Consider the following 21576-nt stretch of genomic DNA (forward strand, 5'->3'; position numbering starts at 1 on the left):
ATGAGCGAGTTGTTGTCCTCCGTCAGTGAACACCTCCTGGCCCCTGGTGGCGTAACGATTGAGAGCCTGCAAGGTGTGCTCGGCGATCTGGCCGGCCCGGGCATTGATGCCGCGGATCTGTATTTCCAGGGGCAGATTTCCGAGTCCTGGGCGCTGGAAGACGGGATCGTCAAGGAAGGCAGCTTCAACCTCGACCAAGGCGTCGGCGTGCGTGCGCAATCGGGTGAAAAAACCGGTTTCGCCTACAGCAATGCCATCACCCTCGAAGCCCTCGGCGCAGCGGCCCGTGCGGCGCGTTCGATCTCCCGCGCCGGGCAGAACGGCACAGTGCAGGCGTTCACCACGGCGGACGTCGCCCAGTTGTACGGGCCGGACAACCCGCTGGAAGTGATGAGCCGCGCGGAGAAAGTCGAACTGCTCAAGCGCATCGACGTCGCCACTCGCGCCCTCGACCCGCGTATTCAGCAAGTCACCGTGAGCATGGCCGGTGTCTGGGAACGCATTCTTGTCGCTTCGACCGACGGCAGCCTGGCCGCCGATGTGCGGCCGTTGGTGCGCTTCAACGTCAGCGTGATCGTCGAGCAAAACGGTCGCCGCGAGCGCGGTGGTCATGGCGGTGGCGGGCGTACCGATTACCGTTACTTCCTCGCTGAAGACCGCGCCATGAGCTACGCCCGTGAAGCACTGCGTCAGGCGCTGGTGAATCTGGAAGCCATTCCTGCACCGGCCGGTACGTTGCCGGTGGTGTTGGGCTCGGGCTGGTCCGGCGTGCTGTTGCACGAAGCGGTCGGTCATGGTCTGGAAGGTGATTTCAACCGCAAGGGCAGTTCGGCCTACAGCGGGCGCATGGGCGAGATGGTGGCGTCCAAGTTGTGCACCATCGTCGATGACGGCACGCTGGCCGGTCGTCGTGGTTCCCTGAGCGTTGACGATGAAGGCACCCCGACCGAGTGCACCACGCTGATCGAAAACGGCGTGCTCAAGGGTTACATGCAAGACAAGCTCAATGCACGTCTGATGGGCGTGGCCCGTACCGGCAACGGTCGTCGTGAATCCTATGCGCATCTGCCGATGCCACGGATGACCAACACCTACATGCTGGCCGGCGAAAGCGACCCGGAAGAAATCATCAAGTCGGTCAAGCGCGGCATCTATTGCGCCAACCTCGGCGGCGGGCAGGTGGACATTACCAGCGGCAAGTTCGTGTTCTCCACCAGCGAGGCGTACCTGATCGAAGACGGCAAAATCACCGCCCCGGTCAAAGGCGCGACGTTGATCGGCAACGGCCCGGAAGCCATGAGCAAGGTGTCGATGGTCGGTAACGATCTGGCGCTGGACAGTGGCGTGGGGACGTGTGGCAAGGATGGGCAGTCGGTGCCGGTGGGTGTCGGCCAGCCAACGCTGAAAATCGATGCGATCACTGTGGGTGGCACAGGATCGTAAAAGGATGGAGCTTCGGGTGAGCCGCTTGGCGACTCACCCGATTCGAGATTTAACGCAGACCGCGTTGAGTCTCGTCCAGCTCACGGATGTACTTGAAGATTTTACGGCTCGATGCCGGTGGCTTGTTGGTCGCCAGTTCGTGCTGGGCCTGACGGATCAGGGAGCGCAACTGCTGACGATCAGCCTCCGGGTAGTCGAGCACGAACTTCTCCAGGACCGCATCGTCGCCCGCGATCAAGCGATCGCGCCAGCGTTCCAGGCCATGGAAACGTTCGTTGTACTGCCGGGTGGAGGCATCGAGTTGATCGAGCAGCATCAAAATGGCGTCAGTGTCCTGATCGCGCATCAGTTTGCCGATGAACATAAGGTGCCGTTTACGCGCGATATTCGCGGTGTGCTTGGGCGCATCGGCCAGTGCCCGGCGCATAGCGTCGGTCAACGGCAGTTTTGCCAGCAAGTCAGGCTTGAGCGTTGTAAGGCGCTCGCCGAGGTCAACCAGAGCATGGAGCTCGCGTTTAACCTGGGATTTGCTTTTTTCTCCCGTATCGAGGGAGTCGTCGTAAGAATCAACCATGGTGGCCGTCCGCAAAGAAACGCCGCCATGATAACCAGTCGGGGGCCGCTTGTCCGGCCCGGTCGCTCGAAGGCCCCAGCCGAAAGCAGAATTTGAGTGGAGAACAGCATGAGTGCAGTTGAAAGCGTCGGCCCACAAGCGTTGCCGGCACTGCAAGAACAAGTCGAGCAGATCATCGCTGAAGCCAAGCGTCAGGGTGCCAGTGCCTGTGAAGTGGCCGTGTCCCTGGAGCAGGGCCTGTCCACCTCGGTGCGCCAGCGTGAAGTCGAAACCGTCGAATTCAATCGTGACCAAGGCTTTGGCATCACCTTGTATGTCGGTCAGCGCAAAGGCTCGGCCAGCACCTCGGCCAGTGGTCCTGAAGCGATTCGTGAAACCGTCGCGGCGGCGTTGGCCATCGCCAAGCACACTTCCGAAGACGAAGCTTCCGGCCTGGCAGATGCCGCGCTGATGGCCAGGGATCTGCAAGATTTCGACCTGTTCCATGAATGGGACATCACCCCAGAGCAAGCCATCGAGCAGGCGCTGACCTGTGAAGCCGCGGCATTTGCTGCCGACAGCCGGATCAAGAACGCCGACGGCACCACCCTCAGCACTCATCAAGGCTGCCGCGTTTACGGCAACAGTCACGGTTTTATCGGCGGCTATGCGTCGACCCGTCACAGCCTGAGCTGCGTGATGATCGCCGAGGCTGACGGCCAGATGCAGCGCGATTACTGGTACGACGTGAACCGTCAGGGCAACTTGTTGGCCGACCCGGTGAGCATCGGCCAGCGTGCCGCGCAACGGGCCGCGAGCCGGTTGGGCGCCCGTCCGGTGCCGACCTGCGAAGTGCCGGTGCTGTTTTCTGCGGAACTGGCCGGTGGCTTGTTCGGCAGCTTCCTCTCGGCGATTTCCGGCGGCAGCCTCTATCGCAAATCGTCTTTCCTTGAAGGCACGCTGGGTCAGAAACTGTTCCCGGAATGGCTGACCATCGATGAGCGTCCGCACCTGATGCGCGCCATGGGCAGTTCGGCGTTCGACGGTGATGGCTTGGCAACTTACGCCAAACCGTTCGTCGAGAAAGGCGAGTTGGTGTCCTACATCCTTGGCACCTATTCGGGTCGCAAACTCGGCATGCCGAGCACCGCCAACGCCGGTGGCGTGCACAACCTGTTCGTCACCCATGGTGATGAAGATCAGGCTGCCTTGCTGCGGCGCATGGGTCGCGGCTTGCTGGTCACCGAACTGATGGGCCAGGGCCTGAACATGGTCACCGGCGATTATTCCCGGGGCGCGGCGGGTTACTGGGTCGAGAATGGCGAAATCCAGTTCGCGGTCCAGGAAGTGACCATCGCCGGCAACATGCGCGACATGTTCAAGCAGATCGTTGCCGTCGGTAATGACCTGGAATTGCGCAGCAACATTCGCACCGGTTCGGTGTTGATCGAACGGATGACGGTAGCCGGCAGCTAACGCTTAGCCGTTACACAAAAAGGCGCGCCACCCATCGTTGGGTGGCGCGCCTTTTTTTGCGTTGGTTTTCTTGGGGTTGTTTTGGTTCTCATTATCATCTAATAATAAATCTCATTACCGAATGAGCCCGGATCATGAGTTCTGCCTTGCACGAGCAGCCTTACCTCGAAAGCTGGCGCTGGATGAGTCGCCAGATCCGTTGCGCGATGGACCCTGACGAGCCTCGCCTGATCGAACATTACCTGGCTGAAGGCCGGTATCTGGCGTGTTGCACGGCCACTTCTCCCTGGACCATCGCCGAAACCTCTTTCCGTTTGCTGCTCGACACCGCTGCCGATGTCGCGTTGCCCTGGCATTGGCGGACTTACTGCCTGGACCAGGCCTGGCGCCCTTTGCGCGAACTTGAACGCCTCTCTCTGTGCAAATGCCGCCTCAAGCGCTGGCAAAGCTACACCTGGCAACTGGCGATCTGCGAGTTGCAGCCCTCGATTCCTCTCATAGAACTGGTGCAAGGATTTTCTGATGAACAAGACTCGTATTGAGCGCGACAGCATGGGCGAGCTTCAAGTCCCGGTGGATGCGCTCTATGGCGCGCAGACCCAGCGTGCGGTGGATAACTTCCCGATCAGCGGCAAACCGATGCCCGTGCAGTTCATCCGTGCGTTGATCCTCGCCAAGGCCGCCGCCGCCCAGGCCAACGTCGAGCTCAAGCAAATCAGCGAGTCCCAGGGCAAAGCCATCGTCGATGCGGCACTGGGGCTGCTTCAAGGCGACTTCATGCAGCACTTCCCGGTGGACATCTTCCAGACCGGTTCCGGCACCAGTTCCAACATGAATGCCAACGAAGTGATTGCCACCCTGGCCAGCCGCCTGCTCGGCGAGCCGGTGAATCCTAACGACCACGTGAATTGCGGCCAAAGCAGCAACGACATTATCCCGACCACCATCCATGTCAGCGCTGCACTTGCGTTGCATGAGCAACTGCTGCCGGCGCTGGTGCGTCTGGTGCAGGTCATCGAACGCAAGGCTGAAGAGGTTCATCACCACGTCAAAACCGGTCGCACGCACCTGATGGACGCCATGCCGGTGCGCATGAGCCAGGTGCTCAATGGCTGGGCGCAACAGCTCAAGGCCAACATCGGTCATGTGCAGGACCTGCTGCCGAGCCTGCAATCCCTGGCCCAGGGCGGCACGGCGGTCGGCACCGGGGTCAATGCACATCCGCAATTCGCAGCGCGTTTCAGCCAACAGCTGAGCGAGCTGACCCACGTTCAGTTCACGCCGGGCAAGGATCTGTTTGCGCTGATAGGTTCCCAGGACACTGCGGTGGCGGTCTCCGGGCAGCTCAAAGCGACAGCGGTTTCGTTGATGAAAATCGCCAACGACCTGCGCTGGATGAACTCCGGCCCGCTGGCCGGCCTCGGCGAAATCGAGCTCGAAGCCTTGCAACCGGGCTCTTCGATCATGCCAGGTAAGGTCAACCCGGTGATCCCGGAAGCCACCGCCATGGTCGCCGCCCAGGTGATCGGCAATGACACGGTCATCACCATCGCCGGTCAGTCGGGCAATTTCGAGCTGAACGTGATGCTGCCGATCATCGCCCAGAACCTGCTGAGCAGCATCGAATTGCTGGCCAACTCCAGCCATCTGCTGGGTGAGAAGGCCATCGCCAGCTTCAAGGTCAACGAATCGCGTATCAAAGAGGCGCTGTCGCGCAACCCGATTTTGGTGACCGCACTCAACCCGATCATTGGTTACCAAAAAGCTGCTGAAATCGCCAAGAAGGCCTATAAGCAGGGGCGGCCGGTGATCGATGTCGCCCTGGAACACACCGACCTGACGCGCAGCCAACTGGAAGAATTACTCAACCCAGAGAAGCTCACCGCAGGCGGCGTGTAATCACCGCTACCGCTTTGGAGGTTCACCATGGAGCACTGGAAACGCACGATCGAAAGGGCCAATCGCCATTTCATGCTGGGTGAATTGGTCGATGCCCGCGAGGCTTACTTGCAGGCCCTGGCCCTGGCTCAGGTGTTGTTCGAGCGCTGGGCGGATGCCGACGAAGCGGTGGCGGCCTGCGTGATTTCCCACCACAACCTGGCGGACCTGCATTTGCGTCTGAACCAGCCGGAGGAGAGCGCCGAATACTTGTGCGCGATCCATCAGCGGTTGTTGCAAACCATGCAGGACCCGCGCCTGGCCCCAGCACTGCGTGAAGCCGCGCTGCGCCAAAGCAGCAAAACCTATGTCGAGCTGCTGAATTTCATCAGCGAACACGGCGAATATCCGCGCACCCACCGTTTACTGCACACCGATACCGCATCGCCTGCGCCTCTACATCATGGAGTCCATTGAAATGGCTTTTACCTTGCCTGCCCTGCCTTACGCTTACGATGCCCTGGAACCGCATATCGATGCGCAGACCATGGAGATTCACTACACCAAGCATCACCAGACCTACATCAATAACCTCAACGCCGCGGTCGAAGGCACCGAATTTGCCGAATGGTCGGTGGAAAAACTGGTCGCAAGCGTCCAGCAGCTGCCGGAAAAGCTCCGCGCGGCGGTGATCAATCAGGGCGGCGGCCACGCCAACCATTCGTTGTTCTGGGAAGTGATGGCGCCTCACGGTGGCGGCAAACCCGAAGGTGCGCTGGCCAAGGCGATTGATGAGCAACTGGGTGGCCTGGACAGTTTCAAGGAAGCCTTCACCAAGGCCGCGCTGACCCGCTTCGGCAGTGGCTGGGCCTGGCTCAGTGTCACACCGCAAAAGACTCTGATTGTGGAAAGCAGCGGCAACCAGGACAGCCCGTTGATGAACGGCAATTCGCCGATCCTCGGCCTGGATGTCTGGGAGCACGCTTACTACCTGCAATATCAGAACCGTCGTCCGGAATACATCAATGCGTTCTACAACGTGATCAATTGGCCTGAAGTCGCTGCGCGTTATCAGGCTGCGCTGGTTTAAGTCCTCTATAAAAACAATCCAAGGCTGACTATGGGCACTGAAACACTGGCGATTGGCAGCGGACGAATGTTTCGTTACGCGTTGGGATCGCTGTTGCTGCTGGCGGGCATGTCGTTGTTGGTCGCTCATGGACTGGCGTGGCTGGATCTCGAACCCAAACTCCTGCGCGCACTCCAGGGCGGGGCGATTTGTGCCTTGGGCACTGCGTTGGGCGCGGTTCCTGTGCTGGTGATTCGCCGCATGCCGCAGGCGGTCAGCGATACGTTGCTCGGTTTTGGTGCCGGGGTGATGCTCGCGGCGACGGCGTTTTCGCTGATCGTTCCGGGGATTTCCGCTGCTGAAAGCCTGGGGCTGACACCCTGGGCGGCCAGCGGCTTGATCAGCTTCGGCATCATGCTCGGCGCGTTCGGGCTGTTTCTGGTGGACCGTAAGGTGTCGGGCGCCTCGCCGGAAATGCTCGTCGGAACCCTGGAACGGCCGGTCATCCCGCCACGGATCTGGTTGTTTGTGTTTGCCATCATTGCCCACAACATTCCTGAAGGCATGGCGGTCGGTGTTTCGGCCGGTGGTGGAATGCCCGATGCTGACAGCCTGGCCATGGGTATCGCGTTGCAGGATGTGCCGGAAGGGCTAGTGATCGCGCTGGTATTGGCAGGGGCGGGGATGTCGCGGGTCAAGGCATTCCTGATCGGTGCAGCATCAGGTCTTGTGGAGCCGGTCTTCGCGTTGTTGTGCGCGTGGCTGGTGAGCCTGGCCGAATTGCTGTTGCCGTTAGGATTGGCGTTGGCGGCGGGTGCGATGTTGCTGGTGGTCACCCATGAAGTCATCCCCGAGTCGCGACGCAATGGTCACGACAAGCTGGCGAGTCTAGGCTTGTTGATCGGGTTTTGCTTGATGATGGTGATGGATACGGCGCTCGCCTAGGCGAGTGCTTAACCGCCTTCGCCAAAGTAGTCGTTGATCAGATCCACCAACGCCTTCAAGGCTTCGTCAGCCTGTTCACCTTCGGTACTCAGGTGGATTTTTGTTCCCTTACCGGCAGCGAGCATCATCATGGCCATGATGCTTTTGCCGTCTACCATGGACTCGGGAGTACGTCCGACCCGGATCGTGCAATCCTTGAACTCACCGGCAACGCCAACGAATTTTGCCGAAGCGCGGGCATGCAGGCCCAGCTTGTTGATGATTTCGATTTCCAGAGCTGGCATCGCGATGTGAATCCTTTAGCTGAGGTCGCGGTGGCGAACCTGGACGTTCTTCAGGGATTGTTGCAGGACCTGGCCCAGACGTTCGGTCAGGTAGACGGAGCGGTGATGCCCGCCGGTGCAGCCAATGGCGATGGTGACGTAAGCCCGGTTGCTGGCGGCAAAGCGCGGCAACCACTTGAGCAGGTACGTGGAGATGTCCTGGAACATCTCTTCGACGTCCGGTTGTGCCGCCAGGTATTCGGCTACCGGTTGATCAAGACCGGATTGTTCGCGCAATTCCGGCTTCCAGTAAGGGTTGGGCAGGCAGCGCACGTCGAACACTAGGTCCGCATCCACCGGCATGCCCCGCTTGAATCCGAAAGATTCCACCAGGAACGCAGTGCCGGCTTCCGGCTGGTTCAGCAGGCGCAGCTTGATGGTATCGCGCAACTGATAAAGGTTCAGGTTGGTGGTGTTCACCTTGAGGTCTGCCAGATCGGCGATCGGGCCCAGCAGATTACTTTCGTCCTGAATCGCCTCGGCCAGCGAGCGATTGGCGTTGCTCAGTGGGTGGCGGCGGCGGGTTTCCGAAAAGCGTTTGAGCAACGTTTCTTCGTCGGCGTCCAGGTACAGCACGTCACACTTGATATGCCGACTTCGGACTTCTTCGAGCAATTCCGGAAACCGCGACAGGTGACTCGGCAGGTTGCGCGCATCGATGGACACAGCAACCAGCGGTTGTGCGAGCTCGGTATGAATCAGCGCGCGCTCGGCCAGTTCCGGCAGTAATCCGGCCGGCAGGTTATCGATGCAGTAGTAGCCGTTGTCCTCGAGAACATCGAGTGCGGTACTTTTACCTGAGCCGGAACGGCCACTGACGATGATCAGGCGCATGATTAATGACCGTTTTGCTCGTCCAGGACAACCTGATACAAGGCTTCATTGCTCGGGGCGCTGCGCAGTTTTTCGCGGACTTCCTTGCGATCGAGCATGCTGGCGATCTGGCGAAGTAGTTCCAGGTGGGCATCGGTAGCGGCTTCCGGGACCAGCAGAACGAACAGCAGGTCAACCGGGGCGCCGTCGATGGCGTCGAAATCGATAGGGGCGTCGAGGTGCATCAGTGCGCTGACAGGCGACGTACAACCTTTCAGACGGCAGTGGGGAATGGCGATGCCGTTACCAAAACCGGTCGAGCCGAGTTTTTCACGGGCAATCAGAGCCTCGAAGACATCTTGCATCTCCAGATCCGGGACTTCTTTATGGATAAGGTTGGCAATTTGCTCGAGGGCTTTCTTTTTGCTGCCGCCCGGCACGTTCACGAGGGAACGGCCGGGGGTCAGGATACTTTCAAGTCGGATCATGGGTTGGGAGTGTTAACGACCGGTCGCGCCCTGAAGGAGGCTTTGGGTCTTTTCCTTATGCTTTTTGAGTTGTTTATCCAGCTTGTCGGTCAGTGCGTCGATCGCCGCGTACATGTCGGTATGCTCCGCGTTGGCGACCACTTCATTGCCGGGAATATGCAGCGTGGCTTCGATTTTCTGCTTGAGCTTTTCGACCGTCATCGTCACCTGCACGTTGGTGATCTTGTCGAAATGCCTCTCTAATCGTTCGAGTTTTTCGCCGATGTAGGTGCGAAGAGGTTCGGTCACTTCCAGTTGGTGTCCACTGATGTTGACTTGCATACAGCTTCTCCTTCGTTGCCAGTGCATAAAGCGGTAGATCAGATGATCTACCACTGGAACGCTGTGGCGTGGCTCTACATCAACCGCTTGCGTTCGCTCGAAGGCGCGATCCCGAGGGATTCGCGATACTTGGCGACGGTGCGGCGAGCCACCTGAATGCCTTGTGCCTCCAGTAAACCAGCGATCTTGCTGTCACTCAACGGCTTTTTCTGATTTTCCGCGGCAACCAGTTTTTTGATGATCGCGCGGATCGCTGTGGACGAGCATTCGCCGCCTTCGGAGGTGCTGACGTGGCTGGAAAAAAAGTATTTCAGTTCATATATGCCCCGAGGGGTATGCATGAATTTCTGCGTGGTCACCCGTGAAATCGTCGACTCGTGCATCCCCACCGCTTCGGCGATGTCATGCAGTACCAGCGGTTTCATCGCTTCGTCGCCATACTCCAGGAAGCCGCGCTGATGCTCGACGATCTGGGTGGCCACTTTCATCAGGGTTTCGTTGCGGCTTTGCAGGCTCTTGATGAACCAGCGGGCCTCTTGCAACTGATTGCGCATGAAGGTGTTGTCGGCACTGGTGTCGGCGCGGCGCACAAAACCGGCGTATTGGGCGTTGACCCGCAGCCGTGGCACCGATTCCTGGTTCAGCTCGACCAACCAGCGCTCGTTGTCCTTGCGCACGATCACGTCAGGGACAACATACTCGGCTTCACTGGACTCGATTTGCGAGCCCGGGCGCGGGTTGAGGCTCTGCACCAGCTCGATGACCTGGCGCAGTTCATCTTCCTTGAGCTTCATGCGGCGCATGAGCTGGCTGTAATCGCGGCTGCCGAGCAGGTCGATGTAGTCGGTGACCAGGCGTTTCGCTTCGGCCAGCCAAGGCGTCTTGGCTGGCAGTTGGCGCAATTGCAGCAGCAGGCATTCGCCCAGGTTGCGGGCGCCGATGCCAGCCGGTTCGAATTGCTGGATGCGGTGCAGGACGGCTTCGATTTCGTCCAGTTCGATGTCCAGTTCCGGATCGAAGGCCTCGAGAATTTCCTCGAGGGTTTCGTCCAGGTAGCCCTGATTGTTGATGCAGTCGATCAGGGTCACGGCGATCAGGCGATCGGTGTCGGACATCGGCGCAAGGTTCAGTTGCCACAACAAGTGGCTTTGCAGGCTTTCACCGACCGATGTGCGGGTGGTGAAATCCCACTCGTCGTCATCGTTGCTCGGCAGGCTGCTGGCGCTGGTCTGGTAGACGTCTTCCCACGCGGTATCGACAGGCAGCTCGTTGGGAATGCGCTCGTTCCAGTCACCTTCCTCGAGGTTATCCACCGTCGGGGCGGTTTCCTGGTAGGAGGGTTCGGAAATGTCGGCGTTGGGGAGCTGCTCGGCTTTGTCGGCCAAGGGGTCGGCGTTATCGAAGTCGTCGCCTTCTTCCTGGCGTTCGAGCATCGGATTGGACTCCAGGGCCTCCTGGATTTCCTGTTGCAGGTCCAGGGTCGACAATTGGAGCAGGCGGATAGCCTGTTGCAGCTGCGGTGTCATCGTCAGCTGCTGGCCCATTCTCAAGACTAGCGATGGTTTCATGGCAGGGGCTTAACACCTTATTCGCCGGCGCACATGCGCCATCCACTACAGGGCGCCGGAGCGCCAAACATAAGCAAATTATATGCCCGAAACTGCAGCGTTTGCCTAGAGCGCTGTAACAATAAAAAAGTATTGATTTTTTATCGAGGCAAGCGCCCGGACAACCAGCCAGACACCTCAATGCTTACAGGCGGAACTCATGGCCCAGATACACTTCCTTGACCAGTTCGTTGGCCAGGATGGTGGCGGAGTCACCTTCGGCGATCAGTTGGCCATCGTTGACGATGTAGGCGGTTTCGCAGATATCCAGTGTTTCACGGACGTTGTGGTCAGTGATCAGCACGCCAATGCCTTTGGCCTTGAGGTGGTAGATGATCTGTTTGATGTCGCCCACCGAAATCGGGTCCACACCGGCGAATGGTTCGTCGAGGAGGATGAATTTCGGGTTGGTGGCCAGTGCCCGGGCGATTTCCACCCGGCGACGTTCACCGCCGGACAAACTCATGCCGAGGTTGTCGCGGATGTGGCTGATGTGGAATTCCTGCAGCAGGCTTTCCAGCTCCTTGCGACGCTCGGCCTTGTCGAGTTCCTTGCGGGTCTCGAGGATGGCCATGATGTTATCGGCCACCGAGAGTTTGCGGAAGATCGATGCTTCTTGCGGAAGATAGCCGATACCGGCCTTTGCGCGACCGTGCATCGGCTGATGGCTGACGTCCAGATCGTCGATCAGAACGCGGCCCTGATCGGCCTGCACCAAGCCGACGATCATGTAGAAACAGGTGGTCTTGCCGGCGCCGTTAGGACCCAGCAGGCCGACGATTTGACCGCTGTCGATGGACAGGCTGACGTCACGCACGACCTGGCGGCTCTTGTAGCTCTTGGCCAGATGCTGAGCTTTCAGAGTTGCCATTACGGGGCCTTTTTCGCGTCGTTTTTCGGCTTGGGCTGGATCACCATGTCAATGCGCGGACGCGCCTCGGTGACCTTGCTGCCCGTCGCACGCCCGGCGCTCGCAAGTTTCTTGGCCGTGTCGTAGACGATTTTTTCGCCTTGGGTGACGTTGTTGTCCTTGTCGACAACTTTTGCCTTGTCGATCAGCACGACGCGGTTTTGCGAGGCGTGGTACTGAATAGTCACCCCCCAACCCTGAACAGGCTTGGTGTCGCCCGCCGTCTGCATCTGCTCGAAGTAGGCGAGGTTGCCCACCGAGGTCACCACGTCGATGTCGCCAGCCGGGGTACGGGTGATGGTCACTGTATTGCCGGTGACCTTCATCGTGCCCTGAGTAATGATCACGTCACCTTTATAGGTGGCAACGCCATTCTTGTCGTCCAGTTGGGCGTCGTCGGCCTGAATGCGGATAGGCTGCTCTTGATCGTTCGGCAGAGCCCAGGCGCTCACGCTTCCCAGTGCTGCGCCCAGACTGAGCAAAATAGGGAGAGTTTTAACGAGCCTCATACTGTCCTCTTACGTTCGATAGCAGGTGTATCCTGCTTTCTTTCAAATACGCTTTCATTCCGTTGCCTGTCGATACACCGCCAGCGCCGTCGATTCTAACGGGTTGATCGGTCTGCGCATATTGCTGCTGCGGGAACACCGTCATTCGGGTGGTGGTAATCAGGGTTTTGCGGTTTTTCTCGTCGAAACGGGTGATGCGCACCGAGTCGATCAGCTCAACCTGAGTGCCGTCCGGGTTGACTTCGCCGTGCTCACTCTGGACGTGCCACGGGAACTGCGTACCGCGAAACATATTCAGGTCAGGGTTGGTCAGCAACGTCACCTCGCTCGCTTTCAGGTGTTCGACCTTGTCGGACGTCATTTCGTACTGCAATTTGCCGTCCGGCAGGTACTGCACGCTGTGGGCGTTGAGGGCGTAATAGTCGATTGCGCTTTCATCGACCGTGACCACCGGTTTGTCGAGGAAGCGTTCCGGGCTGATGTTCCAGTAGCCGACCGCGGCAAACAGCGCCGCGATGCAGCCGAACACCAGGATGTTACGAATCTTTTTGCTCAGCATAATGGGCTCACAGGTACGCGGCGTTGGCCGCATCGAGGCGGCCCTGGGCGCGCAGGATCAATTCACAGAATTCGCGAGCGGCACCCTCGCCACCACGGGCCAGGGTGATGCCATGAGCGTGTTCACGCACGAAGCTGGCAGCGTTTGCTACGGCCATGCCCAGGCCCACGCGGCGAATCACCGGCAGGTCCGGCAAGTCGTCACCCAGGTAGGCGACCTGTTCATAGCTTAGGTTGAGTTGGGCAAGAAGCTCGTCGAGCACCACCAGTTTGTCTTCACGACCCTGGTAGAGGTGTGGAATGCCGAGGTTCTTCGCCCGCCGTTCGACCACCGGGGTCTTGCGGCCGCTGATGATAGCGGTCTGCACGCCGGCTGCCATCAACATCTTGATGCCTTGGCCGTCGAGGGTGTTGAACGTCTTGAATTCGCTGCCGTCTTCGAGGAAGTACAGGCGCCCGTCGGTCAGTACGCCGTCGACGTCGAACACCGCGAGTTTGATCTGTTTGCCGCGTTGCAGCAGGTCCGTGCTCATTACATAACTCCCGCACGCAGCAAGTCGTGCATGTTCAAGGCGCCGACCGGGCGGTCTTCGCTGTCGACCACGACCAGCGCGTTGATCTTGTGGTCTTCCATGATTTTCAGGGCTTCGGCGGCGAGCATCTCGGCGCGAGCGGTCTTGCCGTGCGCGGTCATGACCTGATCGATGGTGGCGCTGTGGATGTCGATGCTGCGGTCCAGTGTGCGGCGCAAGTCACCGTCGGTGAAGATCCCGGCCAGTTTGCCATCGGCTTCCAGGATCACGGTCATGCCCAGGCCCTTGCGGGTCATTTCCATCAGTGCATCCTTGAGCAGCGTGCCGCGCTGAACCTGCGGCAGCTCCTGGCCGGCGTGCATGACGTTTTCGACTTTCAGCAACAGGCGTCGACCCAGCGCGCCGCCGGGATGGGAAAAGGCGAAGTCTTCAGCGGTAAAGCCCCGGGCTTCCAGCAGCGCAACGGCCAGGGCATCACCCATGACCAGCGCGGCGGTGGTCGACGAGGTCGGTGCCAGGTTCAACGGGCAGGCTTCGTGCTCGACGTGAACGTTGAGGTTGACCTCGGCAGCCTTGGCCAGCGGCGAGTCCGGGTTGCCGGTCACGCTGATCAATTTGATCCCCAGACGCTTGATCAGGGGCAGCAGGGTGACGATTTCATTGGTGGAACCGGAGTTCGACAGGGCCAGGATGATGTCGTCGCGGGTGATCATGCCCATGTCGCCGTGGCTGGCTTCGGCCGGGTGCACGAAAAAGGCCGTGGTGCCGGTGCTGGCCAGGGTGGCGGCGATCTTGTTGCCGATGTGCCCCGATTTGCCCATGCCGACCACGACCACGCGGCCTTTGCTGTCCAGAATCATCTCGCAAGCGCGTACAAAATCTGCGTCGATATGGGGCAGCAAGCCTTGTACGGCTTCCAGTTCGAGGCGGATGGTGCGTTGTGCAGATTGAATCAGGTCGCTGGATTGGCTCATGTCAGAAATCGTATAGCCTGATGAAAAGGCGGCGATTATAGCGGTAATGATCAAAACCCTCACGCAAGTTCGTCACGCTTTGTCATTCCCGGTTACCGAATCCCCTCTGAACAAGGCTTTTTGCCTGTCAAGTTGCTGAACATGGGCCGGCGTGGGCCTTGGGCGCTTGGCCTTTGCAGTGATATAGTTCGCCGCCAGTTCGGCCTGCCCGGGGAGGTATGTGCTTTCGTCAGAGAGCCAGGCGTCCGAGTGTGAGGCTGCATCGCAAGGAGTTTAGATGAGTGCCGATAACGCCTACGCGGTCGAGCTGAAGGGACTGTCCTTCAAGCGCGGTGCGCGCAGCATTTTCAATAACGTCGATATCCGTATCCCGCGCGGCAAGGTCACCGGCATCATGGGGCCTTCCGGGTGTGGCAAGACCACGCTGTTGCGGTTGATGGGCGCACAGTTGCGGCCCACAAAGGGCGAAGTCTGGGTCAATGGCCAGAACCTGCCAAAGCTGTCGCGCAGCGATCTGTTCGATGCGCGCAAGCACATGGGCGTGCTGTTCCAGAGCGGCGCGCTGTTTACCGACCTCGACGTGTTCGAGAACGTCGCCTTCCCGCTGCGCGTTCATACCGAGCTGCCGGAAGAAATGATCCGTGACATCGTCCTGCTCAAATTGCAGGCCGTGGGGTTGCGTGGGGCCATCGACCTGATGCCCGACGAACTGTCCGGCGGCATGAAGCGCCGTGTCGCGCTGGCGCGGGCGATTGCCCTCGATCCGCAGATCCTCATGTATGACGAACCCTTTGTCGGCCAGGACCCTATCGCCATGGGCGTGTTGGTGCGCCTGATCCGCTTGCTCAACGATGCGCTGGGCATCACCAGTATCGTGGTCTCCCACGATCTGGCCGAGACCGCCAGCATCGCCGACTACATTTATGTGGTGGGCGACGGCCAGGTCTTGGGGCAGGGTACTCCCGAGGAGCTGATGAACTCGCAGGAACCGCGTATTCGTCAATTCATGACCGGCGATCCCGACGGTCCGGTCGCCTACCACTTTCCAGCGACGGATTACCGCGCAGATCTTCTGGGGAAGCGTTGATGCGCAAGATTTCACTGTTGGAACGCGTGCGTCGATTCGGCCACGGCGGCATCGATGTGCTGGCGGTGTTCGGTCGTTCGGCGATTTTCCTGTTTCATGCCTTGCTCGGTCGCGGTGGTATCGGCGGCGGCTTTGGCCTGCTGATCAAGCAACTGCATTCGGTGGGCGTCATGTCCCTGGTGATCATTGTGGTCTCCGGGGTATTCATCGGCATGGTGCTGGCGCTGCAAGGCTTCAACATCCTGTCCAGCTACGGTTCGGAGCAGGCGGTCGGGCAGATGGTTGCGCTGACGCTGTTGCGTGAACTTGGCCCCGTGGTCACGGCATTGCTGTTTGCCGGGCGTGCAGGTTCGGCGCTGACCGCCGAGATCGGCAACATGAAGTCCACCGAACAGTTGTCCAGTCTGGAAATGATTGGGGTCGACCCGCTCAAGTACATCATTGCCCCACGCCTGTGGGCCGGCTTCATTTCCCTGCCAGTGCTGGCGATGATTTTCAGCGTGGTGGGTATCTGGGGCGGTTCGTGGGTGGCCGTCGACTGGCTGGGTGTCTATGAAGGTTCTTACTGGTCCAACATGCAGAACAGCGTGACGTTCACCGATGATGTGCTCAACGGCATCATCAAGAGCATCGTCTTCGCCTTTGTCGTGACCTGGATCGCCGTATTCCAAGGCTATGACTGCGAGCCCACTTCCGAGGGGATCAGTCGTGCCACTACCAAGACCGTGGTGTACGCCTCTTTGGCTGTGCTCGGCCTGGACTTTATTTTGACCGCCTTGATGTTTGGAGATTTCTGATGCAAAACCGCACCCTGGAAATCGGTGTCGGCCTATTCTTGCTGGCTGGCATCCTGGCTTTGCTGTTGCTAGCGTTGCGGGTCAGTGGCCTGTCCCCAAGTGCCACCACCGATACTTATAAACTTTATGCATATTTCGACAATATCGCCGGTTTGACGGTCAGAGCTAAAGTGACCATGGCCGGTGTGACCATCGGCAAGGTCACGGCGATCGATCTGGACCGCGACAGTTTCACCGGTCGAGTGACGATGCAGCTGGAAAAGCGTGTAGATAACCTGCCGACTGACTCCACTGCATCTATCCTGACGGCTGGCCTGTTGGGCGAGAAATACATCGGCATCAGCGTGGGCGGCGAAGAAGGCTTGCTCAAGGATGGTGGAACCATTCACGACACCCAGTCGTCGCTGGTGCTCGAGGACCTGATCGGTAAATTCCTGCTCAATACCGTTAGCAAAGACGCCAAATGAGGAGCTTTTGAATGATCTCTACCTTGCGACGTGGCCTGTTGGTATTACTCGCGGCCCTGCCGTTGATGGCTAACGCCGTGGCGGCGCCTTCCGCGCATGATCTTGTACAGGACACCACCACTCGGATGCTGGCCGATCTTTCGGCCAACAAAGAGAAGTACAAGCAGGATCCGCAAGACTTTTACACGGCGCTGAACACCATCGTCGGACCTGTGGTGGATGCCGAAGGCATCTCTAAAAGCATCATGACGGTCAAATACTCGCGCAAAGCCACGCCGGCGCAGATGAAGACTTTTGAAGAAAACTTCAAAAGGGGCCTGTTCCAGTTCTATGGCAACGCGTTGCTGGAGTACAACAATCAGGGCATCACCGTCGATCCAGCCAAGGATGAGTCGGGCGACCGCACCAGCGTTGGCATGACGGTCAAAGGCTCTAACGGTACGATCTATCCCGTGTCGTACACACTTGAGAAGATCAGTGGCGAGTGGAAACTGCGCAACGTGATCATCAACGGCATCAACATCGGCAAGCTGTTCCGCGATCAGTTCGCCGATGCGATGCAGCGCAATGGCAATGACCTGGACAAGACCATCAACGGTTGGGCCGGGGAAGTCGCGAAGGCCAAGGAAAAAACCGCCGACGCCACCGAGAAGTCTGCCCAATGAGTGTGTCGGCCATTCGCATGAGCGAAACCGGCGAGCTGCGACTGAGTGGCATGCTGGATTACCGCACCGGCCCTGGCCTGCGCAAGCAGGGGCAGGCGTTGATCAAATCCAGCAAGGCCGCCGAACTGGTGGTTGATTGTTCGGCAGTGTTGAAGTCCAGCAGCGTAGGCTTGTCCCTGCTGCTGTGCTTCATGCGCGATGCAGAGGCGGCCGGCAAGGCGCTGAGCATCCGCGGGATGCCAGAAGACATGCGTGAAATCGCTCAGGTCAGCGAATTGACCGAGCTGTTGGCGCATCCCTAACCAGCATCTATAAAGAAGCCCCCCGTCAGAGTCCTGCTTCGCGGGGTTCGCAGGCGCGGGGCTTTTTTGTATGATGTCCGACCCGCGCGCACAGGGCGCCGATTGAGGTTGAGCATGCAGGCCGTAGAAGTGAAGAGCTTCCTTGAAGGAAAGCTGCCCGGAACGTTGGTAGAAGTTGAGGGCGAAGGCTGCAATTTCCAGCTGAACGTGATTAGCGATGAACTGGCGGCGTTGAGCCCGGTGAAGCGTCAGCAGCAGATCTATGCCCATTTGAACCCATGGATCACCGATGGCAGCATCCATGCGGTCACTATGAAATTTTTCAGCAGCGCGGCCTGGGCCGAGCGCACCTGAGCCCAAGGGCGTCGAGATTCTTATGGATAAATTGATTATTACTGGCGGCGTTCGTCTTGATGGCGAAATCCGCATCTCCGGGGCGAAGAACTCTGCCCTGCCGATCCTGGCTGCAACCCTGCTGTGCGATGGCCCGGTAACGGTTGCCAACCTGCCGCACCTGCACGACATCACCACCATGATCGAGCTGTTCGGCCGCATGGGCATCGAGCCGGTGATCGACGAGAAGCTCAGCGTCGAAATCGACCCGCGCACCATCAAGACCCTGATCGCACCGTATGAGCTGGTGAAAACCATGCGTGCATCGATCCTGGTGCTGGGCCCGATGGTTGCTCGTTTCGGTGAGGCCGAAGTCGCCCTGCCTGGCGGTTGCGCCATTGGCTCGCGTCCGGTTGACCTGCACATCCGTGGTCTCGAGGCCATGGGCGCGGTCATCGACGTCGAAGGTGGCTACATCAAGGCCAAGGCGCCGGAAGGCGGCTTGCGCGGTGCGCACTTCTTCTTCGACACCGTCAGCGTGACCGGTACTGAAAACATCATGATGGCCGCCGCTCTGGCCAAGGGCCGCAGCGTGTTGCAGAACGCCGCTCGCGAACCTGAAGTCATCGACCTGGCGAACTTCCTGATCGCCATGGGTGCCAAGATCACTGGCGCTGGCACCGACACCATCACCATCGACGGCGTTGAGCGTCTGCACCCGACCACCTACAAAGTGATGCCTGACCGTATCGAAACCGGCACCTACCTGGTGGCGGCAGCCGTGACCGGCGGTCGTGTGAAGGTCAAGGACACTGATCCGACCATCCTCGAAGCCGTTCTTGAGAAACTCAAGGAATCGGGCGCGGAAATCACCTGCGGCGAAGACTGGATCGAGCTGAACATGCACGGCAAGCGGCCAAAAGCCGTCAACGTGCGGACCGCTCCGTACCCGGCGTTCCCGACGGACATGCAGGCGCAGTTCATCTCCCTCAACGCCATTGCCGAAGGCACGGGCGCCGTGATCGAGACGATCTTCGAAAACCGCTTCATGCACGTTTACGAACTGCACCGCATGGGCGCCAAGATCCAGGTCGAAGGCAACACTGCCATCGTTACCGGTACCGAAAAGCTGAAAGGCGCGCCAGTGATGGCCACCGACCTGCGTGCTTCGGCCAGCCTGGTCATCTCGGCGCTGATCGCCGAAGGCGACACCCTGATCGATCGCATCTACCACATCGACCGTGGTTACGAGTGCATCGAAGAGAAACTGCAGATGCTCGGCGCCAAGATTCGCCGCGTACCGGGCTAGTTTCTGCTGCATGGGCGCAGGGACGCGCCCGTTGAATTTGTTTCAAGTCGAGCCAGTTTCTGGCTCGATGTGTGTCCGGCGCCGTTTGCGACCGGGCATCAGTAGCCTGATAAGGACTGACGTTTCCCATGTTGACCATCGCACTGTCCAAGGGCCGCATCCTTGACGACACCCTGCCGCTTCTGGCTGAAGCGGGCATCGTGCCGACCGAGAATCCGGACAAGAGCCGCAAGCTGATCATCCCCACCACTCAGGCCGACGTGCGCCTGCTGATCGTGCGCGCCACCGATGTGCCGACCTACGTCGAGCATGGTGCCGCGGACCTGGGCGTCGCCGGTAAAGATGTGTTGATGGAATACGGTGGCCAAGGTCTGTATGAACCGCTGGACCTGAGAATTGCCCTCTGCAAGCTGATGACCGCCGGCCGTGTCGGCGACGTCGAGCCCAAGGGCCGTCTGCGGGTGGCGACCAAGTTCGTCAACGTTGCCAAGCGTTACTACGCCGAGCAGGGCCGTCAGGTCGACATCATCAAGCTCTACGGCTCGATGGAATTGGCGCCGCTGATCGGTCTGGCGGACAAGATCATCGACGTGGTCGACACCGGTAACACCTTGCGTGCCAATGGCCTGGAACCCCAGGATTTCATTGCCGACATCAGCTCCCGGCTGATCGTCAACAAAGCTTCGATGAAAATGCAGCACGCCCGTATCCAGGCGTTGATCGACACCCTGCGCAAGGCAGTGGAGTCTCGACACCGCGGCTGATTCACCTGCGCGACGTTAAGTCGCGCCCGTCTATCCGCCTCATAGCCAGAATTCTCAGGTGCCCAAGCGGAAACGACTGCTAAGTTAGGGCGCCTGAGTTTTTGCCATTCCTATGAGGCTCTCGCTATGACCGCACCGACTGCAATTCGCCGACTCAACGCTGCTGACCCGGATTTCGCGCATCATCTGGATCATCTGCTGAGCTGGGAAAGTGTGTCTGACGACTCGGTCAATCAGCGAGTGCTGGACATCATCAAAGCCGTACGCGAGCGTGGCGATGCGGCGCTGGTGGACTTCACCCGGCAGTTCGACGGCCTGGACGTTGCGTCCATGGCGGACCTGATCTTGCCGCGTGAACGCCTGGAACTGGCCCTGACCCGGATCACCGTGCCTCAGCGTGAAGCGTTGGAAAAAGCCGCGGCCCGCGTGCGCAGCTACCACGAAAAACAGAAACAGGATTCCTGGAGCTACACCGAAGCCGACGGCACGGTGCTGGGCCAGAAGGTCACGCCGCTGGATCGCGCCGGCCTGTACGTCCCGGGCGGCAAGGCGTCGTATCCATCCTCGGTGTTGATGAACGCGATTCCGGCCAAGGTCGCCGGCGTGACCGAAGTGGTCATGGTGGTGCCGACACCGCGCGGTGAAATCAACGAACTGGTGCTGGCGGCGGCGTGCATTGCCGGTGTTGACCGCGTTTTCACCATTGGCGGCGCGCAAGCGGTTGCCGCATTGGCTTACGGCACCGAGAGCGTGCCGAAGGTCGACAAGGTGGTTGGCCCGGGCAATATCTATGTCGCCACCGCCAAGCGCCACGTGTTCGGCCAGGTCGGCATCGACATGATTGCCGGACCGTCGGAAATCCTCGTGGTGTGCGACGGCCAGACCGATCCGGACTGGATCGCCATGGACCTGTTCTCCCAGGCCGAGCACGACGAAGACGCCCAAGCGATTCTGGTCAGCCCGGACGCCGAGTTCCTCGACAAGGTCGCGGCCAGCATCGCCAAACTGCTGCCAACCATGGAGCGCGCCGAGATCATCGAAACCTCGATCAATGGCCGTGGCGCGTTGATCAAGGTTCGCGACATGGAGCAAGCCATCGAAGTGGCCAACCGCATTGCGCCGGAGCACCTGGAATTGTCGGTCGCCGATCCGCAAGCCTGGCTGCCGCTGATCCGTCACGCCGGCGCGATCTTCATGGGCCGTCACACCTCCGAAGCCTTGGGCGATTACTGCGCAGGTCCCAACCACGTGTTGCCGACGTCCGGCACCGCGCGGTTCTCTTCGCCGTTGGGCGTTTACGACTTCCAGAAACGCTCGTCGATCATCTTCTGCTCCGAGCAGGGTGCGTCCGAACTGGGCAAGACCGCTTCCGTGCTGGCCCGTGGCGAGTCGTTGACTGCCCACGCCCGCAGCGCCGAATACCGCATCGTTGATGAGCAAAAGGGGAACTGA

At 59.6% G+C, this 21576-nt stretch carries 27 protein-coding genes; 16 read left to right on the top strand and 11 right to left on the bottom strand.

The genetic code is table 11. The annotated features are described in order from the left end of the window. Positions 1–1443: a metalloprotease TldD gene (gene tldD, locus K0F88_RS16385; protein WP_219095718.1), complete on the top strand. Its 1443-nt coding sequence runs from the start codon at positions 1–3 to the stop codon at positions 1441–1443. Positions 1444–1492: 49 nt separating this feature from the next. On the opposite strand, the gene yjgA is transcribed toward tldD, so the two are convergent. After that, positions 1493–2017 (bottom strand): ribosome biogenesis factor YjgA, encoded by a 525-nt coding sequence (yjgA, locus tag K0F88_RS16390; protein WP_054049927.1) that lies wholly within the window; start codon positions 2015–2017, stop codon positions 1493–1495. A 108-nt stretch (positions 2018–2125) separates the two neighbouring features. On the opposite strand from yjgA, the gene pmbA reads away from it, so the two are divergent. The 6 genes from pmbA to K0F88_RS16420 all read left to right on the top strand — a co-directional run bounded on the left by pmbA (position 2126) and on the right by K0F88_RS16420 (position 7364). Then, the gene (gene pmbA, locus K0F88_RS16395; protein WP_010463346.1) at positions 2126–3472 is read left to right on the top strand and encodes a metalloprotease PmbA; all 1347 of its coding nucleotides are present in this window, start codon (positions 2126–2128) and stop codon (positions 3470–3472) included. Positions 3473–3606: 134 nt separating this feature from the next. Further along, a complete protein-coding gene (locus K0F88_RS16400) occupies positions 3607–4014 on the top strand; it encodes a FagA protein (RefSeq protein WP_094469109.1) in 408 nt (135 codons plus the stop codon). Further along, positions 3995–5371, top strand: a complete 1377-nt coding sequence (locus K0F88_RS16405) for an aspartate ammonia-lyase (RefSeq protein ID WP_219095719.1) — start codon at positions 3995–3997, stop codon at positions 5369–5371. Before K0F88_RS16400 ends, K0F88_RS16405 begins: the two co-directional genes overlap by 20 nt. 27 nt (positions 5372–5398) lie before the next feature. Beyond that, entirely contained in the window at positions 5399–5827 is a 429-nt protein-coding gene (locus tag K0F88_RS16410) for a hypothetical protein (RefSeq protein WP_131061215.1), read from the top strand. Position 5828: 1 nt separating this feature from the next. Continuing rightward, a complete protein-coding gene (locus K0F88_RS16415) occupies positions 5829–6440 on the top strand; it encodes a superoxide dismutase (protein ID WP_219095720.1) in 612 nt (203 codons plus the stop codon). A 30-nt stretch (positions 6441–6470) separates the two neighbouring features. Then, positions 6471–7364 carry a ZIP family metal transporter gene (locus K0F88_RS16420; RefSeq protein ID WP_219095721.1) on the top strand — a complete coding sequence of 298 codons (894 nt, stop codon included), beginning with the start codon at positions 6471–6473 and terminating at the stop codon, positions 7362–7364. Between the two features lie 8 nt (positions 7365–7372). Here the strand turns inward: K0F88_RS16420 and K0F88_RS16425 are convergent, their stop codons facing one another. The 10 genes from K0F88_RS16425 to K0F88_RS16470 all read right to left on the bottom strand — a co-directional run bounded on the left by K0F88_RS16425 (position 7373) and on the right by K0F88_RS16470 (position 14400). After that, entirely contained in the window at positions 7373–7648 is a 276-nt protein-coding gene (locus K0F88_RS16425) for an HPr family phosphocarrier protein (protein ID WP_219095722.1), read from the bottom strand. A 15-nt stretch (positions 7649–7663) separates the two neighbouring features. Then, positions 7664–8521: an RNase adapter RapZ gene (rapZ, locus tag K0F88_RS16430; protein ID WP_219095723.1), complete on the bottom strand. Its 858-nt coding sequence runs from the start codon at positions 8519–8521 to the stop codon at positions 7664–7666. Between the two features lie 2 nt (positions 8522–8523). After that, on the bottom strand, positions 8524–8988 hold the full coding sequence (ptsN, locus tag K0F88_RS16435; protein WP_219095724.1) for a PTS IIA-like nitrogen regulatory protein PtsN: 465 nt from the start codon (positions 8986–8988) through the stop codon (positions 8524–8526). Positions 8989–9000: 12 nt separating this feature from the next. After that, positions 9001–9309: a ribosome hibernation-promoting factor, HPF/YfiA family gene (gene hpf, locus K0F88_RS16440; RefSeq protein WP_007941242.1), complete on the bottom strand. Its 309-nt coding sequence runs from the start codon at positions 9307–9309 to the stop codon at positions 9001–9003. Between the two features lie 74 nt (positions 9310–9383). Next, the gene (locus K0F88_RS16445; RefSeq protein WP_219095725.1) at positions 9384–10877 is read right to left on the bottom strand and encodes an RNA polymerase factor sigma-54; all 1494 of its coding nucleotides are present in this window, start codon (positions 10875–10877) and stop codon (positions 9384–9386) included. 184 nt (positions 10878–11061) lie between these two features. Then, entirely contained in the window at positions 11062–11787 is a 726-nt protein-coding gene (gene lptB, locus K0F88_RS16450) for an LPS export ABC transporter ATP-binding protein (RefSeq protein WP_010463322.1), read from the bottom strand. Continuing rightward, on the bottom strand, positions 11787–12335 hold the full coding sequence (gene lptA, locus K0F88_RS16455; protein WP_219095726.1) for a lipopolysaccharide transport periplasmic protein LptA: 549 nt from the start codon (positions 12333–12335) through the stop codon (positions 11787–11789). The genes lptB and lptA overlap by 1 nt, the downstream gene beginning before the upstream one ends. Further along, positions 12322–12894: an LPS export ABC transporter periplasmic protein LptC gene (gene lptC / locus K0F88_RS16460; RefSeq protein ID WP_219095727.1), complete on the bottom strand. Its 573-nt coding sequence runs from the start codon at positions 12892–12894 to the stop codon at positions 12322–12324. Before lptC ends, lptA begins: the two co-directional genes overlap by 14 nt. Before the next feature lie 7 nt (positions 12895–12901). Further along, positions 12902–13426 carry an HAD family hydrolase gene (locus tag K0F88_RS16465; RefSeq protein WP_007941249.1) on the bottom strand — a complete coding sequence of 175 codons (525 nt, stop codon included), beginning with the start codon at positions 13424–13426 and terminating at the stop codon, positions 12902–12904. Continuing rightward, positions 13426–14400, bottom strand: coding sequence for a KpsF/GutQ family sugar-phosphate isomerase (locus tag K0F88_RS16470; protein WP_010463314.1), 975 nt, complete (start codon positions 14398–14400; stop codon positions 13426–13428). The genes K0F88_RS16465 and K0F88_RS16470 overlap by 1 nt, the downstream gene beginning before the upstream one ends. A gap of 277 nt (positions 14401–14677) precedes the next feature. On the opposite strand from K0F88_RS16470, the gene K0F88_RS16475 reads away from it, so the two are divergent. The 9 genes from K0F88_RS16475 (at position 14678) to hisD (ending at position 21576) form a co-directional block, all read left to right on the top strand. Then, entirely contained in the window at positions 14678–15487 is an 810-nt protein-coding gene (locus tag K0F88_RS16475; protein WP_131061203.1) for an ATP-binding cassette domain-containing protein, read from the top strand. Next, positions 15487–16284, top strand: coding sequence for a lipid asymmetry maintenance ABC transporter permease subunit MlaE (gene mlaE, locus K0F88_RS16480; protein ID WP_219095728.1), 798 nt, complete (start codon positions 15487–15489; stop codon positions 16282–16284). Before K0F88_RS16475 ends, mlaE begins: the two co-directional genes overlap by 1 nt. Beyond that, positions 16284–16751: an outer membrane lipid asymmetry maintenance protein MlaD gene (gene mlaD, locus K0F88_RS16485; protein ID WP_010463308.1), complete on the top strand. Its 468-nt coding sequence runs from the start codon at positions 16284–16286 to the stop codon at positions 16749–16751. The genes mlaE and mlaD overlap by 1 nt, the downstream gene beginning before the upstream one ends. Positions 16752–16762: 11 nt before the next feature. Beyond that, positions 16763–17416 carry a phospholipid-binding protein MlaC gene (locus K0F88_RS16490; protein ID WP_219095729.1) on the top strand — a complete coding sequence of 218 codons (654 nt, stop codon included), beginning with the start codon at positions 16763–16765 and terminating at the stop codon, positions 17414–17416. Beyond that, positions 17413–17718: a lipid asymmetry maintenance protein MlaB gene (locus K0F88_RS16495; protein WP_010463303.1), complete on the top strand. Its 306-nt coding sequence runs from the start codon at positions 17413–17415 to the stop codon at positions 17716–17718. The genes K0F88_RS16490 and K0F88_RS16495 overlap by 4 nt, the downstream gene beginning before the upstream one ends. A gap of 114 nt (positions 17719–17832) precedes the next feature. Then, a complete protein-coding gene (locus tag K0F88_RS16500; RefSeq protein WP_007912386.1) occupies positions 17833–18072 on the top strand; it encodes a BolA family protein in 240 nt (79 codons plus the stop codon). Between the two features lie 22 nt (positions 18073–18094). Further along, complete coding sequence (gene murA / locus K0F88_RS16505; protein ID WP_010463300.1) at positions 18095–19360, top strand: UDP-N-acetylglucosamine 1-carboxyvinyltransferase; 1266 nt, start codon at positions 18095–18097, stop codon at positions 19358–19360. Between the two features lie 128 nt (positions 19361–19488). After that, complete coding sequence (hisG, locus tag K0F88_RS16510; protein WP_007901570.1) at positions 19489–20124, top strand: ATP phosphoribosyltransferase; 636 nt, start codon at positions 19489–19491, stop codon at positions 20122–20124. A 126-nt stretch (positions 20125–20250) separates the two neighbouring features. Continuing rightward, complete coding sequence (hisD, locus tag K0F88_RS16515) at positions 20251–21576, top strand: histidinol dehydrogenase (RefSeq protein WP_219095730.1); 1326 nt, start codon at positions 20251–20253, stop codon at positions 21574–21576.

The organism is Pseudomonas sp. UMAB-40, from assembly GCF_900095275.1.
Classification (GTDB): domain Bacteria; phylum Pseudomonadota; class Gammaproteobacteria; order Pseudomonadales; family Pseudomonadaceae; genus Aquipseudomonas; species Aquipseudomonas mandelii_B.

Excerpts from the sequence above, each read along its gene's own strand:
- tldD (WP_219095718.1), top strand. The coding sequence starts at position 1 with ATGAGCGAGTTGTTGTCCTCCGTCAGTGAACACCTCCTGGCCCCTGGT.
- yjgA (WP_054049927.1), bottom strand. The coding sequence starts at position 2,017 with ATGGTTGATTCTTACGACGACTCCCTCGATACGGGAGAAAAAAGCAAA.
- pmbA (WP_010463346.1), top strand. The coding sequence starts at position 2,126 with ATGAGTGCAGTTGAAAGCGTCGGCCCACAAGCGTTGCCGGCACTGCAA.
- K0F88_RS16400 (WP_094469109.1), top strand. The coding sequence starts at position 3,607 with ATGAGTTCTGCCTTGCACGAGCAGCCTTACCTCGAAAGCTGGCGCTGG.
- K0F88_RS16405 (WP_219095719.1), top strand. The coding sequence starts at position 3,995 with ATGAACAAGACTCGTATTGAGCGCGACAGCATGGGCGAGCTTCAAGTC.
- K0F88_RS16410 (WP_131061215.1), top strand. The coding sequence starts at position 5,399 with ATGGAGCACTGGAAACGCACGATCGAAAGGGCCAATCGCCATTTCATG.
- K0F88_RS16415 (WP_219095720.1), top strand. The coding sequence starts at position 5,829 with ATGGCTTTTACCTTGCCTGCCCTGCCTTACGCTTACGATGCCCTGGAA.
- K0F88_RS16420 (WP_219095721.1), top strand. The coding sequence starts at position 6,471 with ATGGGCACTGAAACACTGGCGATTGGCAGCGGACGAATGTTTCGTTAC.
- K0F88_RS16425 (WP_219095722.1), bottom strand. The coding sequence starts at position 7,648 with ATGCCAGCTCTGGAAATCGAAATCATCAACAAGCTGGGCCTGCATGCC.
- rapZ (WP_219095723.1), bottom strand. The coding sequence starts at position 8,521 with ATGCGCCTGATCATCGTCAGTGGCCGTTCCGGCTCAGGTAAAAGTACC.
- ptsN (WP_219095724.1), bottom strand. The coding sequence starts at position 8,988 with ATGATCCGACTTGAAAGTATCCTGACCCCCGGCCGTTCCCTCGTGAAC.
- hpf (WP_007941242.1), bottom strand. The coding sequence starts at position 9,309 with ATGCAAGTCAACATCAGTGGACACCAACTGGAAGTGACCGAACCTCTT.
- K0F88_RS16445 (WP_219095725.1), bottom strand. The coding sequence starts at position 10,877 with ATGAAACCATCGCTAGTCTTGAGAATGGGCCAGCAGCTGACGATGACA.
- lptB (WP_010463322.1), bottom strand. The coding sequence starts at position 11,787 with ATGGCAACTCTGAAAGCTCAGCATCTGGCCAAGAGCTACAAGAGCCGC.
- lptA (WP_219095726.1), bottom strand. The coding sequence starts at position 12,335 with ATGAGGCTCGTTAAAACTCTCCCTATTTTGCTCAGTCTGGGCGCAGCA.
- lptC (WP_219095727.1), bottom strand. The coding sequence starts at position 12,894 with ATGCTGAGCAAAAAGATTCGTAACATCCTGGTGTTCGGCTGCATCGCG.
- K0F88_RS16465 (WP_007941249.1), bottom strand. The coding sequence starts at position 13,426 with ATGAGCACGGACCTGCTGCAACGCGGCAAACAGATCAAACTCGCGGTG.
- K0F88_RS16470 (WP_010463314.1), bottom strand. The coding sequence starts at position 14,400 with ATGAGCCAATCCAGCGACCTGATTCAATCTGCACAACGCACCATCCGC.
- K0F88_RS16475 (WP_131061203.1), top strand. The coding sequence starts at position 14,678 with ATGAGTGCCGATAACGCCTACGCGGTCGAGCTGAAGGGACTGTCCTTC.
- mlaE (WP_219095728.1), top strand. The coding sequence starts at position 15,487 with ATGCGCAAGATTTCACTGTTGGAACGCGTGCGTCGATTCGGCCACGGC.
- mlaD (WP_010463308.1), top strand. The coding sequence starts at position 16,284 with ATGCAAAACCGCACCCTGGAAATCGGTGTCGGCCTATTCTTGCTGGCT.
- K0F88_RS16490 (WP_219095729.1), top strand. The coding sequence starts at position 16,763 with ATGATCTCTACCTTGCGACGTGGCCTGTTGGTATTACTCGCGGCCCTG.
- K0F88_RS16495 (WP_010463303.1), top strand. The coding sequence starts at position 17,413 with ATGAGTGTGTCGGCCATTCGCATGAGCGAAACCGGCGAGCTGCGACTG.
- K0F88_RS16500 (WP_007912386.1), top strand. The coding sequence starts at position 17,833 with ATGCAGGCCGTAGAAGTGAAGAGCTTCCTTGAAGGAAAGCTGCCCGGA.
- murA (WP_010463300.1), top strand. The coding sequence starts at position 18,095 with ATGGATAAATTGATTATTACTGGCGGCGTTCGTCTTGATGGCGAAATC.
- hisG (WP_007901570.1), top strand. The coding sequence starts at position 19,489 with ATGTTGACCATCGCACTGTCCAAGGGCCGCATCCTTGACGACACCCTG.
- hisD (WP_219095730.1), top strand. The coding sequence starts at position 20,251 with ATGACCGCACCGACTGCAATTCGCCGACTCAACGCTGCTGACCCGGAT.